This is a genomic window from Leisingera sp. ABM4_101, from assembly GCF_056158725.1.
Map to the genome: position 1 here is coordinate 726,692 of NZ_JBSWTV010000002.1, position 12,956 is coordinate 739,647.

The 12,956-nt window shown below is 59.4% G+C and carries 15 protein-coding genes; 9 read left to right on the top strand and 6 right to left on the bottom strand.

Annotation, left to right across the window (positions count from 1 at the left end):
* Positions 1-5 precede the first annotated feature (5 nt).
* Positions 6-878 carry a ribokinase gene (locus ACXAEK_RS04515; protein WP_475040135.1) on the top strand — a complete coding sequence of 291 codons (873 nt, stop codon included), beginning with the start codon at positions 6-8 and terminating at the stop codon, positions 876-878.
* A gap of 78 nt (positions 879-956) precedes the next feature.
* Here ACXAEK_RS04515 and msrA read toward each other — a convergent pair whose 3' ends face one another.
* The gene (gene msrA, locus ACXAEK_RS04520; RefSeq protein WP_475040136.1) at positions 957-1,622 is read right to left on the bottom strand and encodes a peptide-methionine (S)-S-oxide reductase MsrA; all 666 of its coding nucleotides are present in this window, start codon (positions 1,620-1,622) and stop codon (positions 957-959) included.
* 149 nt (positions 1,623-1,771) lie between these two features.
* Between msrA and ACXAEK_RS04525 the strand changes: the two genes are divergently transcribed.
* Positions 1,772-2,680, top strand: coding sequence for a D-amino acid aminotransferase (locus ACXAEK_RS04525; protein ID WP_475040137.1), 909 nt, complete (start codon positions 1,772-1,774; stop codon positions 2,678-2,680).
* The gene (locus tag ACXAEK_RS04530; RefSeq protein ID WP_475040138.1) at positions 2,680-3,393 is read left to right on the top strand and encodes a sulfotransferase-like domain-containing protein; all 714 of its coding nucleotides are present in this window, start codon (positions 2,680-2,682) and stop codon (positions 3,391-3,393) included. The genes ACXAEK_RS04525 and ACXAEK_RS04530 overlap by 1 nt, the downstream gene beginning before the upstream one ends.
* Before the next feature lie 69 nt (positions 3,394-3,462).
* Here the strand turns inward: ACXAEK_RS04530 and ACXAEK_RS04535 are convergent, their stop codons facing one another.
* From ACXAEK_RS04535 to ACXAEK_RS04545, 3 genes are all read right to left on the bottom strand, one after another.
* Positions 3,463-3,747 (bottom strand): SCP2 sterol-binding domain-containing protein, encoded by a 285-nt coding sequence (locus tag ACXAEK_RS04535; RefSeq protein ID WP_475040139.1) that lies wholly within the window; start codon positions 3,745-3,747, stop codon positions 3,463-3,465.
* A 78-nt stretch (positions 3,748-3,825) separates the two neighbouring features.
* On the bottom strand, positions 3,826-4,290 hold the full coding sequence (locus tag ACXAEK_RS04540) for a DUF1810 domain-containing protein (protein ID WP_475040140.1): 465 nt from the start codon (positions 4,288-4,290) through the stop codon (positions 3,826-3,828).
* Positions 4,287-5,513, bottom strand: a complete 1,227-nt coding sequence (locus ACXAEK_RS04545) for an argininosuccinate synthase (protein WP_475040141.1) — start codon at positions 5,511-5,513, stop codon at positions 4,287-4,289. The genes ACXAEK_RS04540 and ACXAEK_RS04545 overlap by 4 nt, the downstream gene beginning before the upstream one ends.
* A 137-nt stretch (positions 5,514-5,650) precedes the next feature.
* Here ACXAEK_RS04545 and ACXAEK_RS04550 point away from each other — a divergent pair, with 137 nt between their 5' ends.
* Both ACXAEK_RS04550 and ilvA read left to right on the top strand, forming a co-directional pair.
* Positions 5,651-6,424 (top strand): hypothetical protein, encoded by a 774-nt coding sequence (locus tag ACXAEK_RS04550; RefSeq protein ID WP_475040142.1) that lies wholly within the window; start codon positions 5,651-5,653, stop codon positions 6,422-6,424.
* A 73-nt stretch (positions 6,425-6,497) separates the two neighbouring features.
* Positions 6,498-7,724: a threonine ammonia-lyase IlvA gene (gene ilvA / locus ACXAEK_RS04555; protein WP_475040143.1), complete on the top strand. Its 1,227-nt coding sequence runs from the start codon at positions 6,498-6,500 to the stop codon at positions 7,722-7,724.
* Between the two features lie 13 nt (positions 7,725-7,737).
* Here the strand turns inward: ilvA and ACXAEK_RS04560 are convergent, their stop codons facing one another.
* Positions 7,738-8,061: an Hpt domain-containing protein gene (locus ACXAEK_RS04560; protein WP_475040144.1), complete on the bottom strand. Its 324-nt coding sequence runs from the start codon at positions 8,059-8,061 to the stop codon at positions 7,738-7,740.
* Positions 8,062-8,249: 188 nt separating this feature from the next.
* Here ACXAEK_RS04560 and ACXAEK_RS04565 point away from each other — a divergent pair, with 188 nt between their 5' ends.
* Positions 8,250-9,503: a PP2C family protein-serine/threonine phosphatase gene (locus tag ACXAEK_RS04565; protein WP_475045182.1), complete on the top strand. Its 1,254-nt coding sequence runs from the start codon at positions 8,250-8,252 to the stop codon at positions 9,501-9,503.
* Between the two features lie 78 nt (positions 9,504-9,581).
* Here ACXAEK_RS04565 and ACXAEK_RS04570 read toward each other — a convergent pair whose 3' ends face one another.
* Positions 9,582-10,025 carry an NUDIX hydrolase gene (locus tag ACXAEK_RS04570; RefSeq protein ID WP_475040145.1) on the bottom strand — a complete coding sequence of 148 codons (444 nt, stop codon included), beginning with the start codon at positions 10,023-10,025 and terminating at the stop codon, positions 9,582-9,584.
* Between the two features lie 77 nt (positions 10,026-10,102).
* Here ACXAEK_RS04570 and hslO point away from each other — a divergent pair, with 77 nt between their 5' ends.
* Genes hslO through ACXAEK_RS04585 form a run of 3 tightly spaced genes read left to right on the top strand, consistent with a single transcriptional unit; the run spans position 10,103 to position 12,841 of the window.
* Positions 10,103-11,089, top strand: a complete 987-nt coding sequence (gene hslO, locus ACXAEK_RS04575; protein WP_475040146.1) for an Hsp33 family molecular chaperone HslO — start codon at positions 10,103-10,105, stop codon at positions 11,087-11,089.
* Complete coding sequence (locus tag ACXAEK_RS04580) at positions 11,064-11,690, top strand: CoA pyrophosphatase (RefSeq protein WP_475040147.1); 627 nt, start codon at positions 11,064-11,066, stop codon at positions 11,688-11,690. Before hslO ends, ACXAEK_RS04580 begins: the two co-directional genes overlap by 26 nt.
* Positions 11,690-12,841, top strand: a complete 1,152-nt coding sequence (locus ACXAEK_RS04585) for a CCA tRNA nucleotidyltransferase (protein ID WP_475040148.1) — start codon at positions 11,690-11,692, stop codon at positions 12,839-12,841. Before ACXAEK_RS04580 ends, ACXAEK_RS04585 begins: the two co-directional genes overlap by 1 nt.
* Positions 12,842-12,956: the final 115 nt, after the last annotated feature.

Consider the following 12,956-nt stretch of genomic DNA (forward strand, 5'->3'; position numbering starts at 1 on the left):
TTGACATGGCGATCTGGAATCTGGGCTCGATCAACGCGGATATGGTTTATGCCATGCCGCATTTGCCGTCGGCGGGAGAAACTCTTGCCGCCTCCAGCCTGGACAGGTTTCTGGGCGGCAAGGGGGCCAATATGTCGGTTGCCGCCGCCCGCGCTGGCAGTGGCGTGTTTCACATCGGCGCTGTTGGTCCGGACGGCGCCTGGGCCCGGGAGCGTCTGGCCGGCTACGGTGTAGACACGGCGCATGTCACTGAAACGGAAACCCCCACAGGCCATGCGATCATTGCGGTGGAGCCGGGCGGCGAAAACCAGATCATCCTGTTTCCCGGAGCCAACCGGGCACTTGCGGCGGAGCAGCTGATCCAGGCGTTCTCCAAAGCCGCGGCAGGTGATATCCTGGTGATGCAGAATGAAACCAGCCTGCAGGCGGAGGCTGCGGAACTGGGCCGGCAGCTTGGATTGCGGGTATGCTACGCAGCTGCACCCTTTGATGCGGGTGCGGTGCAGGCGGTCCTGCGTCATCTCGATTTCCTGATTCTGAATGAGGTCGAAGCCCGCCAGCTTCAGGCTGCGACGGGCAAAGCGCCGGGGGCAATTGGCGTCAAGGACGTGATCATCACGCTCGGCGCCAAGGGCGCCCGGCATGTTGATGGAGAGACTGGCACTGTGCGCGACGTGCCGGCCCAGCCGGTCACCGCGGTGGATACAACAGGTGCCGGCGACACGTTCACCGGCTACGTGCTGGCCGGTTTGGATCAGGGACTGGAAATGGCGGAGGCAATGGAAAATGCCAGCCGCGCTGCGGCGCTGATGGTAACGCGCCATGGCACTGCAGATGTCATTCCCCATCTAAACGAAGTCCAGGCCGCCAGGTTCTGATACCGGACGGCCTGCTTCTTTCTGGTTCAAAATACTCCGGGGGAATTGGCCGTCAGGCCAAGGGGGCAGCGCCCTGCCTTAATGCCCTTTGGCAAAGGGGGCGGCATCCCCCCACAATTGCGCCACCCGGGCGTCGCGGCCGCAGGCCTGGCGGTAGCGCTTGTAGGCGGCCGCCTGCCGTTTTGGGCCAAAGCGGGTGAACACCAGGCTCTCTCCCTTGTAATAATCCTGGTGATAGTCTTCCGCCTCGTAGAAGGTTCCCGCCTGCAGGACTGGCGTCACGATTTCTTGCCCCAGGGCCTCTTGCGCTTCGGCCCTTACCTGTTCTGCAAGGGTCTTTTCCGTAAGGTTAGAGACAAATACCGCTGTCCGGTAACTTTCACCCCGGTCGCAGAACTGGCCGCCGGCATCTGTGGGATCGACCGAGCGGAAGAACAGCTCCAGCAGCCGATCCCTCGATACCTTCACCGGGTCAAAGGTGATCTGCACCGCCTCATAATGGCCGGTTCCACCGCGGGTCACGTCCTTGTAGGTCGGGTTCTCCAGCTTGCCGCCGGTATAGCCCGAGACGGCTTCAATCACTCCGGGCACGCTTTCGAAATCGCTCTCTACGCACCAGAAGCAGCCACCTGCAACAGTGAGCACTTCGGTTGATTGCGCCTGCAGCGGGTTGGTTTGCGCAACGGTGCCGATAGCAATCAGCCCTATCAGGGCTATGGGTTTCAGTCTTTCGAGAACACGCATCTCTGTCTCCATCCTGCTTTAATGCCACCCTGCCGGCTGGTTCACGTCCCCTCAACCCGCCGGAGCCGCATTTCACAGACAGGTGACAGCAAGTTACTGCTTGGAAATTGGATCCAATCTTACTAACGTGCCGCCAGCAGGAGGATTTCATGACCGAAAAGATGAGTACGCACCAAGCAGAGGAAGATCACCGGAACGAGGAGATCCTGATCTATCTTAATGGCAAAGTCGTTCCCAAGGCTGAGGCCAAGATAAGCGTTTATGACAGCGGCTTCATGCTGGGCGATGGTGTCTGGGAGGGGCTGCGTCTTTACAACGGAACCTGGGCATTTATCGACGAGCATCTGGACCGTCTGTTTGAAGCGGCCAAGGCGATAGACTTGGATATCGGTTTGGACCGGGAAGGCGTCAAAAAGGCTGTATTAGAAACACAGAAAGCCAATGGGATGACCACGGATGCCCACGCCCGGCTGATGGTCACGCGAGGCGTCAAAACCCGGCCCTTTCAGCACCCGTCGTTGTCGCGGCAGGGGCCGACCATAGCGATCATCATGGAGCATTCGCGCCCCAATCTGCCGCGGCCGATCAAACTGGCAACCGTGCCGCATATCCGCGGGCTGCCGATGACCCAGGACCCAAAGCTCAACTCGCATTCCAAGCTGAATTGCATCATCGCTTGTGTGGCGGCTGAGAAGGCCGGCGCGGATGAGGCGTTGATGCTGGACGTGAATGGCTTTGTGAACACCACCAATGCCTGCAATTTCTTCATTGTACGCAAGGGAGAGGTTTGGACCTCGACCGGGGACTATTGCATGAACGGCATCACCCGGCAAAAGGTGATCGATCTGTGCCGGGCAAACGGCATTCCGGTCCACGAGCGGAACTATTCTCTGGTGGACACTTATGGCGCGGATGAAGCTTTTCTGACGGGCACTTTCGGGGCGCAAACCCCGGTGGGGGACATCGACGGGCGTCAGATCGGCAGCGGCGGCATGGGACCGGTGACCGAGCGTATTCGGGGCCTCTACAAGGACCTCATTGAACAGGAGTGCGTCTGATGCGGATTGCTATGTGGTCCGGTCCGCGGAATTTGTCGACGGCAATGATGTATGCCTTTGGCAACCGCGGCGATTGTTCGGTGGTGGATGAACCGTTCTATGCTGCTTATTTGGCAATGACAGGATTGGATCATCCGATGCGGACGGAGATTCTGGATAGCCAGCCGCAGGATCCAAAAACCGTCGCCAAGGCGCTATTGGGGCCGGTTCCGGGCGCCAAACCTGTTTATTATCAGAAGCATATGACCCACCACATGATCGCGGGCGTGACGCGGGACTGGATGAGGGAAGTGATCAATGTCTTCCTGATCCGGCATCCGGCCCGGGTAATTGCCTCTTATTCTGCGAAGCGGGAGAACCCGGCGCTGGAGGACATCGGCTTCCGTCAGCAGGCGGAGCTGTTTGATCTTGTCAGCAGCTGGGGCCAGACACCGGCTGTGATCGACAGCCACGACATTCGCGAGAACCCAGCCGCAAAGCTGGAGCATCTTTGCAATGCCATCGGCATGCCGTTCTCGCCGAAGATGCTGAGTTGGCCAACAGGCGGACACAAAGACGATGGCGTATGGGCACCGCATTGGTACGAGGCGGTCTGGAACTCTACAGGGTTTGCCGGAGCGGAAGGGCCGCTGCCGGAGGTTCCGGAAGAGCTGCAGCCGGTTCTTGAGGCGGCCATGCCCTATTATGAGCAGATGAAAGCGGCTAAGATCTGAGGCAGGAGGGGCTTTGCCCCTCGTGCCTGCGGCGCTCACCCCAGGATATTTGGGGCTAGAAGAAGAGGCTCAGGAGATCAGCTTGCTGAGTTTCATGGCAACGCCCATGTCGCCTGAGATCTTGATCTTGCCCGTCATCACAGCTGTCATCGGGTTGAGCTTGCCTGTCAGCAATTTGGTCAGGCTATCGGCTGACAGCCGCAAGGTGCAGTCGGTGTTCTGGTCTGTGGTGCTGGCGTTTCCGTTTGCCAGGACAATGACACCGTCCGCACCGCAGTCGAATTTGAGGGAACCGTCAAAGCTTTTGCCGGTCAAACCGTTTCGGATGAGTGCGGCAGTATCGTCCAATGCCATGTCTTACTCCCATGCTGGGAAAAGGGTTAGGCAGTAGAGGGCTCTCCGGCAATGTTGACCAAAGGGGAGGGCTGGGTGTTACCCGGCGGCAAGCGCGTCTTTGGTCAGCGGGCAGGGCTGGCCGCCATAGAATGTGCTGAGCACCTGCTGAAACTCCCCGGGCGCATCGGGTACCGCAGCGAACAATGTCATTGAGGAGCGCAGTTTCTTGGCGTCGGTATCGCCGAGGATCCGCGCGGCGTCCAAGCCCTGATGTGTCAGCATCAGCCGGCTGACTTCGACCAGGCGGGCGCGCAGTTTTTCGTGATTCAGATAGGCGGTGGCTTCTGCGAGATCTTCGATCCCGTAAAGCTGCGCCATATGGGAACGGCCGAGCTCGGCCAGCTGGGGAAAGACGAACCACATCCAGTGGCTCGTCTTTTGTCCTGCAGAGAGTTCACTCAGGACATCCGCCCATACGGTGTCCTGAGCTTCGACGAACATATCCAGCTCTTCCGCGAAATCGTCCTCGAAATCGCCATCTATGTCGTCGAAACCGCTCATTTCTTGGTGCGGCGCTCGCGGGCGGCCAGAAGTTTGAGACGCAGGGCGTTCAGCTGAATGAAGCCTGCAGCGTCCTTTTGGTCGTAGGCGCCGGCGTCTTCTTCAAAGGTCACATGCGCCTCGGAATAAAGCGAGTTCTCGGACCAGCGGCCAACGGTGTTCACCGAGCCCTTATAGAGTTTCACGCGCACGGTACCCGAAACATGGGTCTGGCTTGCGTCGATAGCAGCCTGCAGCATTTCGCGCTCCGGCGAGTACCAGAAGCCATTGTAGATCAGCTCGGCATACTGGGGCATCAGCTGATCTTTCAAATGCATCGCGCCGCGGTCCATGGTGATGGATTCGATACCGCGGTGGGCTTCCAGCATGATGGTACCACCCGGCGTCTCGTAGATGCCGCGGGATTTCATGCCGACGAAACGGCCTTCGACCAGGTCGAGGCGGCCGATACCGTGCTTGCGGCCGTATTCGTTCAGTGCGGTCAGAATGGTGGCCGGCGACATCGCTTCGCCGTTTATGGCAACCGGATCGCCCTTTTCGAAGATGATCTCGATAAATTCCGGGGTGTCGGGTGCTTCTTCCGGGTGCACGGTGCGCTGGTAGACATAGTCGGGCGCCATTTCCGCCGGGTCTTCCAGAACTTTGCCTTCGGAGGAGGTGTGCAGCAGGTTTGCGTCGACCGAGAAGGGGGCCTCGCCGCGCTTGTCCTTGGCGATCGGGATCTGATGCAACTCGGCGAACTCCAGCAGCTTGGTGCGGGAGGACAGGTCCCACTCGCGCCAGGGCGCGATCACCTTGATGTCGGGGTTCAGCGCATAAGCTGCCAGTTCGAAACGGACCTGATCGTTGCCTTTGCCGGTGGCGCCATGGGATACCGCGTCGGCGCCGGTGGCTTCGGCGATCTCAACCAGGCGCTTGGAGATCAGCGGGCGGGCGATGGAGGTGCCCAGCAGGTAGAGGCCCTCGTAAACCGCGTTGGCGCGGAACATCGGGAAGACGAAGTCGCGGACAAATTCCTCGCGCACATCTTCGATGAAGATGTTCTCCGGCTTGATGCCCAGCATTTCCGCTTTCTTGCGGGCGGGCTCCAGCTCTTCACCCTGGCCGAGGTCGGCAGTGAAGGTGACAACTTCGCAGCCGTATTCGGTCTGCAGCCATTTCAGGATGATCGAGGTGTCGAGGCCGCCGGAATAGGCGAGCACAACTTTCTTGGGCGCGGACATGGAATTCCCTCTCAGGTCAGAACGCCTGCGGCGTAGCGGGTTTTGCCCGGAAGGGCAAGGTTATCCGGGGTTTTCTAATCCGCCGGGCACGCATAACGTGCGCGGAAAAACAGAACGATCTATTGGAGCACGCACGTATGAAAGGCTGGTCAATTTTTGCGCACTCAGTGCGCATGGTACTTAGGAACTTCGAATGGGCGGTTAGAATTGCCTTTGTGCCTGCCTTGATCGGTGTAGTTCTCATTTATGCTGCGCTCAGCTCAACGGGGCAGTCGATCACAATGTTCTGGGATGAGAAGGCTCTGTCGGATGCATTGCAATCCGGCAAGCTTGGGCTCTCCTTTATTGCCGCCACGCTGATTTTCGCAGCGGTTCAGTTTTGGATTTTTGTGGCATGGCATCGGTTCATTCTGTTGGAAGAGTATCCAACAAGCTGGCTTCCTGCTTTCAAGGGAGACCGGATTTTGTCCTACTTCGGGCACATGTTGCTCATCGGGTTTCTTGTGGTTGTGCTTTATCTCCCAATGTTGCTCCTCGTTAACGGGCTTATCGCGGCGATGGGGCCGGGAGGACTGGTGCCCATGCTTCTATTGATCGCTGGGTACTCAATTTTTGTTCTGATAGCGATGTACCGTTTGCTCCCGGTTTTGCCCGCTGTGGCCATTGGCCGTCCGCTTTTGCTGCGTGAGTCCTGGAAAGCGACGTCCGGGTCCTCCGGCACAATCTTTGTTGTGCTCCTCCTGTTGGGGGTGCTGCAGCTTTTGCTGCAGTTCGTTTCTGGCTTGTCGGTTGCAGTGTTTGCTCCTCTTGGGTTTGTCTTTTCTGCGGTTGCCTTTCTGGTCATGTCTTTGCTGAGCGTCAGTGTTCTCACCACGTTCTATGGCCATTTTGTCGAAGACCGTCCGATCTAAACTCCCGGTATTCTTATGTATGCTTTCCGCCCGCCCCTTGCCTTGGGGGCGGGCTTGCGCCACTGAAGGTGGCATGAGCGATTTCAAGACCCAGGCCCGCAAGGCCGAGGCGGCGATGCGCGATGTGTTTCCGCCCACGCCGCTTCAACGCAATGTGCATCTGTCCGAGCGTTTCGGCGCCGACATCTATCTGAAGCGCGAGGACCTGAGCCCGGTCCGCTCCTACAAGATTCGCGGCGCGCTGAACGCGATGCGCAAGCAGCCGGATCAGGAGCTGTTTGTCTGTGCCTCGGCCGGCAATCACGCGCAGGGTGTGGCCTTCATGTGCCGCCACATGGGAAAGCGCGGGGTGATCTTCATGCCGGTCACCACGCCGCAGCAGAAGATTCAGAAGACCCGGATGTTTGGTGGCGAGAACATCGAGATCCATCTGGTTGGCGACTACTTCGACATCTGCCTGGCGGCGGCGCAGGAATGGTGCGCGCAGGAAGGCGGGCATTTCCTGTCACCCTTTGACGACGCGGATGTGATCGAAGGCCAGGCCTCCATCGCGGTGGAGATCGAAGCGCAACTGGGCAAAGCGCCGGATCATGTCATCCTGCCAGTGGGCGGCGGCGGCATGTCGTCGGGAGTTGCTTCCTGGTTCGGGGATGAGGTGCACAGCCTGTTTGTGGAACCTTCCGGCGGCGCCTGCCTGCGCGCGGCGCTTGCTGCCGGTAAACCGGTGGCGCTGGAGCATGTCGATACTTTTTGTGATGGCGCAGCAGTTGGCCGGATTGGCAGCCGGCCTTTCGGCATCCTGAAAGACGCGCCCCTGCCGGATGTGCTGTCGATTTCCGAAGACCGGATCTGCGCCACCATCATTGAGATGCTGAACGTCGAGGGTATCGTGCTGGAGCCGGCCGGCGCGCTGTCGGTCGAGGCATTGCAGGATGTGCGCTCCTGGATCCGCGGCAAGACTGTGGTTTGTGTCACCTCAGGCGGAAATTTCGATTTTGAACGCCTGCCAGAGGTCAAGGAACGGGCGCAGCGCTATTCGGGGGTGAAGAAGTATTTCATCCTGCGCCTGCCGCAGCGCCCAGGCGCGCTCAAGGAATTCCTGGGCATTCTGGGGCCGGAGGACGACATTGCACGTTTTGAATACATGAAGAAGTCTGCCCGCAATTTCGGCTCGGTTCTGATCGGGATTGAAACCAAGCGGCCTGAAAATTTTGAACTGCTGTTTGAGAGGCTTGAGGCAGCAGGAATGACATTCACAGATATTACCCAGGATGAAACCCTGGCGCAGTTTGTGATCTGATAGAGCAGATCTGTCAGAAACGTTCAGCAAGCCCGGTAAGAAAAGCGGTCTTGGAATCCTGAAACTTGGCAACGATCGCCGGGATATCAACACTCTCTGCTTCGCCCTGCGAGGACTTGCGTTCGCCATCCAGGCAAAGTGAGGAAAATTCTGAGAAGCCTAGGTTGAGTGCACTGCCTTTCAGGAAATGCAGATCCTGCTCGAGCTGAGCCCGGTCGCCGCTCTCCAGCTTGCCAATGACCTCCTCAACCTCTTCGAGGAAGATTTCAACAACCTCCTCAAAGTCTTCGGCGCCAACTTCCTCACGCAGTTCTGTCACACGCGGCCAGTCAATCATGTCTCAAAGTCCCTACGGTCAGTCGCCTTGTGCAATTTCTTAAGTTGATTGCAGTAAAAATATAGTGAAATAAAGGGGGAAGCTCAAATTTTAGGTTTCACCGCCTGTTAAATCTCTGGACCGATAGTATCACAAGATCGTCTGATTTTGCCATTTGTGAGGTGCCTTCGGTGCTGCCAGAAAGTTCGATGGACAACGAGGACCACACAGTGGCCGGATCAATACGCCGTGTGCTGGTTGTCGACGACAGCCGACTGCAAAGACGCATCCTTGTGGCTTCCCTCAAAAAATGGGGATTCGAGGTTGTCGAGGCCGAGAGCGGCGAGGCGGCGATGGAGATCTGTGAGGCGGAAACCCCGGACCTGATCCTCAGCGACTGGATGATGCCGGGCATGAACGGTTTGGAGTTCTGCCGTGCCTTCCGAAACCGTTCCAGCGAAGATTATGCCTATTTCATCCTGCTGACCTCCAAGAGCGAAAAAAACGAAGTTGCCGAAGGACTTGACGCCGGTGCCGATGATTTTCTCACCAAACCGGTGAGCTCGGACGAACTGCGCGCGCGAATTTCGGCGGGCGAGCGGATTTTGCGGATGCAGCGGGAATTGTCCGAGAAAAACCGCATTGTCTCCGAGACGCTGGGGGAACTGCAGCGGGTTTATGATGCGATCGACAAGGACCTGATCCAGGCCCGCAAGATTCAGGAATCGCTGGTGCCGGAACTGTCGAAGGATTTTGGCTCTTCCACCGTCAGCCTTCTGCTGAAACCCTGTGGTCACATCGGCGGCGATTTGGTCGGTATGTTCTCCCCCGGTGTGAACCGAATCGGCTTTTACTCGATCGACGTTTCAGGCCATGGCATCACCTCAGCGATGATGACAGCGCGTTTGGGCGGTTACTTGTCTTCGAATTATTTTGATCAGAACGTCGGCATGGAGAAACGCTTTAACCGCTTCTATGCCCTGCGCCAGCCCGAGGAAGTAGCGAGCCTTCTGAATGCCAGGCTGATTGCCGATACCGGGATCGAGGAATATTTCACCATGGCCTATTGCATCGCGGATCTGCGGAGCGGGGTCATCAAGATGGTGCAGGCCGGCCATCCGCACCCCCTGCTGATGCGCAAGAACGGGGATTTGGAATTCATTGGCCAGGGTGGTGTGCCCGTGGGCCTGGTCCCTGACATCGGGTACAGCCAGGAAGAGTTCATCATGGAAAAGGGTGACCGTCTGCTGCTGTTTTCTGACGGCTTTACCGAGGCCCGCCTGGAAAACGGTTCGATGCTCGAACCCGAGGGCTTGCTCGATCTTGTTAAGAAATGCGGCCCGGAGCAGAATGGCAAGGAATTCCTGGACGATCTGTATTGGCATCTAACCCAGGTGATGAGCAAGGAACACGGCCTTGAAGACGACGTTTCAGCCACCTTGTTCGAGTATCAGGGCCCCTGAGTATTCCAAGCAGCACCTCGACAGACATACCCCGGCTGCGGCTGGGCTTTTGTGTTTTTGAGACAGTTGAAAGACGCATCAGATACGTGCGGCCAGCAATGCGGCGAAATGGCGGTCGCCGGCATTGCCCAGCCGGACAGCTGCATCCTGCGGGGCCATCCACAGCGCCTCATGCCCTTCTTCCAGCGGCGGGCCTTGCCGGCGCAGGGGTCTGGCGACATAGATGTGGCACAGCTTTTCGGCCCATAGGTCGTATTCCGGCATATAAGCAAATCGCCGGAACACGCCCAGTTTGCGCGGCGTGGAGATCTTCCAGCCGGTTTCCTCGTAAACCTCGCGGTGCAGGGCAGGAATGGGTGATTTGCCCGGATCAATGCCGCCGCCGGGCAATTGCAAATCGGGATCCGGATCATACTGGCAGGTGACCAGCAGCTTGCCGTCCCGCGGCAGCAGCGCATAGGCGCCAGGGCGTCTGTGGTAGGCCTGGCCTTTCTGAGGTGTCTCGCCAAATCGTCTGATCACGGGCCTGCCTCTTCACTCTGCTGCCGTTTCTCCTATATAGCCCCGGTATGCCAATCCCCGGCGCGTAAGGAAACCCCATGACCATTGGTTCGAAAATCGCGTGGGACGACACCGTCCTGCCCTTCCAGCTTGATGCATCCGACATGCGCGGCCGCGTGGCGCGGCTGGACGGCGTGCTGGATGGTATCCTCAAACAGCATGACTACCCGCCAGTGGTCGAGGCGCTGGTCGCCGAGATGGCGCTGCTGACGGCGCTTATTGGTCAGACCATCTCGCTGCGCTGGAAACTGTCGCTGCAGGTGCAGTCCAAAGGCGCGGTGCGGATGATCGCAACTGATTACTATGCGCCGCAGAAGGAAGGTGAGATTGGCCAGATCCGTGCCTATGCCAGTTTTGACCGCGACCGGCTGACCGATGGCGACCCGTTCGAGCAGGTGGGCGAGGGCTATTTCGCAATCCTGATCGACCAGGGCAACGGGACCCAGCCGTACCAAGGCATCACGCCGCTGGCCGGCGGTTCGCTGAGCGCCTGTGCCGAGGCCTATTTTGCCCAGTCCGAGCAGCTGCCGACCATGTTCAAGCTGAGCTTTGGCAAATCTGCCGAACCCGGCGTGGCCGAGCATTGGCGCGCCGGCGGTGTCATGCTGCAGAGCATGCCCAAGGCGTCGCCTTTTGCCGCCCAGGGCGAAGGGTCCGGCGAGGTCCTGCAGGCCAGCGATCTGGTTTCCGGCGACGAGGAAGAGAATTGGAACCGTGCCACCATGCTGCTGAACACGGTGGAAGCACTGGAACTGATCGGCCCCTCAGTCACCCCGACTGATCTGCTGATCCGATTGTTTCACGAGGAACAACCGCGGGTCTATGACTTCCAGCCGGTCCGGTTCGGCTGCACCTGCTCAGAAGACCGGGTGCGCCAAAGCCTGTCGATTTACTCGTCCAAGGACATCGAGAAGATGACCACCGACGATGGACGGGTGACCGCCGACTGCCAGTTCTGCGGTGCGCATTACGATCTGGACCCGTCCTCGCTCGGGTTTGATGCGGAAAATCCGCCCAGTGAGTGAGACCTCCCAGGATCTCACCGAAAGACTTGCCGCCGCGCTGGGCAAACCGGGCGGCTGTTCTTCCGATTTTGACCTCAACCCGGGCACTGTGCTGCCGGAGGGCCGCAAGCTGCGGCCCGCCGGGGTATTGGTGCCGGTCTCCCTGGCGTCAGGCGCGCCGCGGCTGATCCTGACCAAACGCTCTTCTGCGCTGAAACACCACCCCGGCCAGATCGCCTTTCCCGGCGGCAAGGTGGACGCCGGCGATGCGGACGCCCGCGCTGCCGCGCTGCGCGAGGCCTGGGAGGAAATCGGCCTGCCGCAGGACCTGCCGCAGATCATTGGCTGCCTGCCGGAGCATGAAACGGTGACCGGTTTTTCCGTCACCCCGGTTGTTGCGCTGATCCAGGAAGCGTTCATGGCGCGCCCGGAAGCAGGCGAAGTGGCGGAGGTCTTTTCGGTTCCGCTATCGCATGTGCTGGAGCCGGAAAACTACATTATCGAATCCCGGCGCTGGCGCGCCACCCGCCGCCGCTATTATACCGTACCCTATGGCCCTTACTATATATGGGGTGCCACCGCGCGGATGCTGCGCGGGCTGGCGGCGCGGATGGAGAAATAATGCGGATAGATCAGCCCTGGCTGAAGGACCCGGCGACCCAAGCGGTTTGCAAGGCTGTGAATGCGGATGGCGCGCAGGTGCTGTTTGTCGGCGGATGCGTGCGCAATGCGCTGCTGGGGGAGCCGGTCTCGGACATGGACATCGCCACCGATGCCCTGCCAGAGCAGGTTATAGAGCTGGCGGCGCGGGCCGGGATAAAGGCGGTCCCGACCGGCATCGACCATGGCACCGTGACGCTGGTGAAAAACGGCATCCCGCACGAGATCACCACCTTCCGCAAGGATGTGGCGACTGATGGCCGCCGCGCCGTGGTGGCGTTTTCGAAAGATATTACTGAGGACGCACGCCGCCGCGACTTCACCATGAACGCGATTTACGCGCGCCCGGATGGCGAGGTGGTGGACCCGCTGGGCGGGATGGCAGACCTGCAGGCGCGCCGGGTGCGATTTATCGGCACCGCGGAGAACCGCATCCGTGAGGATTACCTGCGGTCTTTGCGGTATTTCCGCTTCCATTCCTGGTATGGCGATCCTGCCGCAGGATTTGATGCGGATGCTTTGGCAGCAATCGCCTCAAACCTGGATGGGCTGGCGACACTGTCCAAGGAGCGCGTCGGCGCCGAGCTGTTGAAACTTCTGGCTGCGCCGGATCCCGCGCCTTCGGTTGCAGCAATGCGGCAAGCGGGTGTATTGGCACAAGTCCTGCCGGGCGCGGATGACCGTGCCTTGGCACCGCTGGTTCATCTGGAAGGGGACCGGACGGCGTCCGGTATCCGCCGCCTAGCGGCGCTGGGCGGAGAGGGGCTGCAGGAGGCGTTGCGGCTCAGCAAGGCGCAGACGTCCCATTTGAAGGCCATCCGCGAAGCCGCAGCAGGCACGTCCGGAGCGGGGGAGCTGGGCTACAGGCTGGGCGCAGAACAGGCATTGGATGCGCTGCTGCTGCGGGCTGCTTTGCTGGAGCAGCCTGTATTGCCCAATTTAGAGACTGGTATTGCACTGGGTGCAGATGCCGCCTTTCCGGTGAAGGCCCGTGATCTTCTGCCGGATTTCAAAGGTCCTGCGCTGGGCGCGGCCTTGAAAAAGCTTGAAGCTGATTGGATCGCTTCGGGCTTCACTTTGAGCCGGGAAACGCTGCTGGCCTCTCTCCGCTGACACACCCTGTCAGCAGCGTCACAACCGTAAGGGGGTGACAAAGCAAAATATCTTGCTTAAGCCTAGGTCAGCCACCACATGACGGGAGGAATGCTGATGTATTACGGGATCTGGT

Excerpts from the sequence above, each read along its gene's own strand:
- ilvA (WP_475040143.1), top strand. The coding sequence starts at position 6,498 with ATGAGCGATTTCAAGACCCAGGCCCGCAAGGCCGAGGCGGCGATGCGC.
- ACXAEK_RS04565 (WP_475045182.1), top strand. The coding sequence starts at position 8,250 with ATGGACAACGAGGACCACACAGTGGCCGGATCAATACGCCGTGTGCTG.
- ACXAEK_RS04540 (WP_475040140.1), bottom strand. The coding sequence starts at position 4,290 with ATGAGCGGTTTCGACGACATAGATGGCGATTTCGAGGACGATTTCGCG.
- ACXAEK_RS04535 (WP_475040139.1), bottom strand. The coding sequence starts at position 3,747 with ATGGCATTGGACGATACTGCCGCACTCATCCGAAACGGTTTGACCGGC.
- ACXAEK_RS04530 (WP_475040138.1), top strand. The coding sequence starts at position 2,680 with ATGCGGATTGCTATGTGGTCCGGTCCGCGGAATTTGTCGACGGCAATG.
- ACXAEK_RS04545 (WP_475040141.1), bottom strand. The coding sequence starts at position 5,513 with ATGTCCGCGCCCAAGAAAGTTGTGCTCGCCTATTCCGGCGGCCTCGAC.
- ACXAEK_RS04580 (WP_475040147.1), top strand. The coding sequence starts at position 11,064 with ATGCGGAAAATCCGCCCAGTGAGTGAGACCTCCCAGGATCTCACCGAA.
- ACXAEK_RS04515 (WP_475040135.1), top strand. The coding sequence starts at position 6 with ATGGCGATCTGGAATCTGGGCTCGATCAACGCGGATATGGTTTATGCC.
- hslO (WP_475040146.1), top strand. The coding sequence starts at position 10,103 with ATGACCATTGGTTCGAAAATCGCGTGGGACGACACCGTCCTGCCCTTC.
- msrA (WP_475040136.1), bottom strand. The coding sequence starts at position 1,622 with ATGCGTGTTCTCGAAAGACTGAAACCCATAGCCCTGATAGGGCTGATT.
- ACXAEK_RS04550 (WP_475040142.1), top strand. The coding sequence starts at position 5,651 with ATGAAAGGCTGGTCAATTTTTGCGCACTCAGTGCGCATGGTACTTAGG.
- ACXAEK_RS04560 (WP_475040144.1), bottom strand. The coding sequence starts at position 8,061 with ATGATTGACTGGCCGCGTGTGACAGAACTGCGTGAGGAAGTTGGCGCC.
- ACXAEK_RS04525 (WP_475040137.1), top strand. The coding sequence starts at position 1,772 with ATGACCGAAAAGATGAGTACGCACCAAGCAGAGGAAGATCACCGGAAC.
- ACXAEK_RS04585 (WP_475040148.1), top strand. The coding sequence starts at position 11,690 with ATGCGGATAGATCAGCCCTGGCTGAAGGACCCGGCGACCCAAGCGGTT.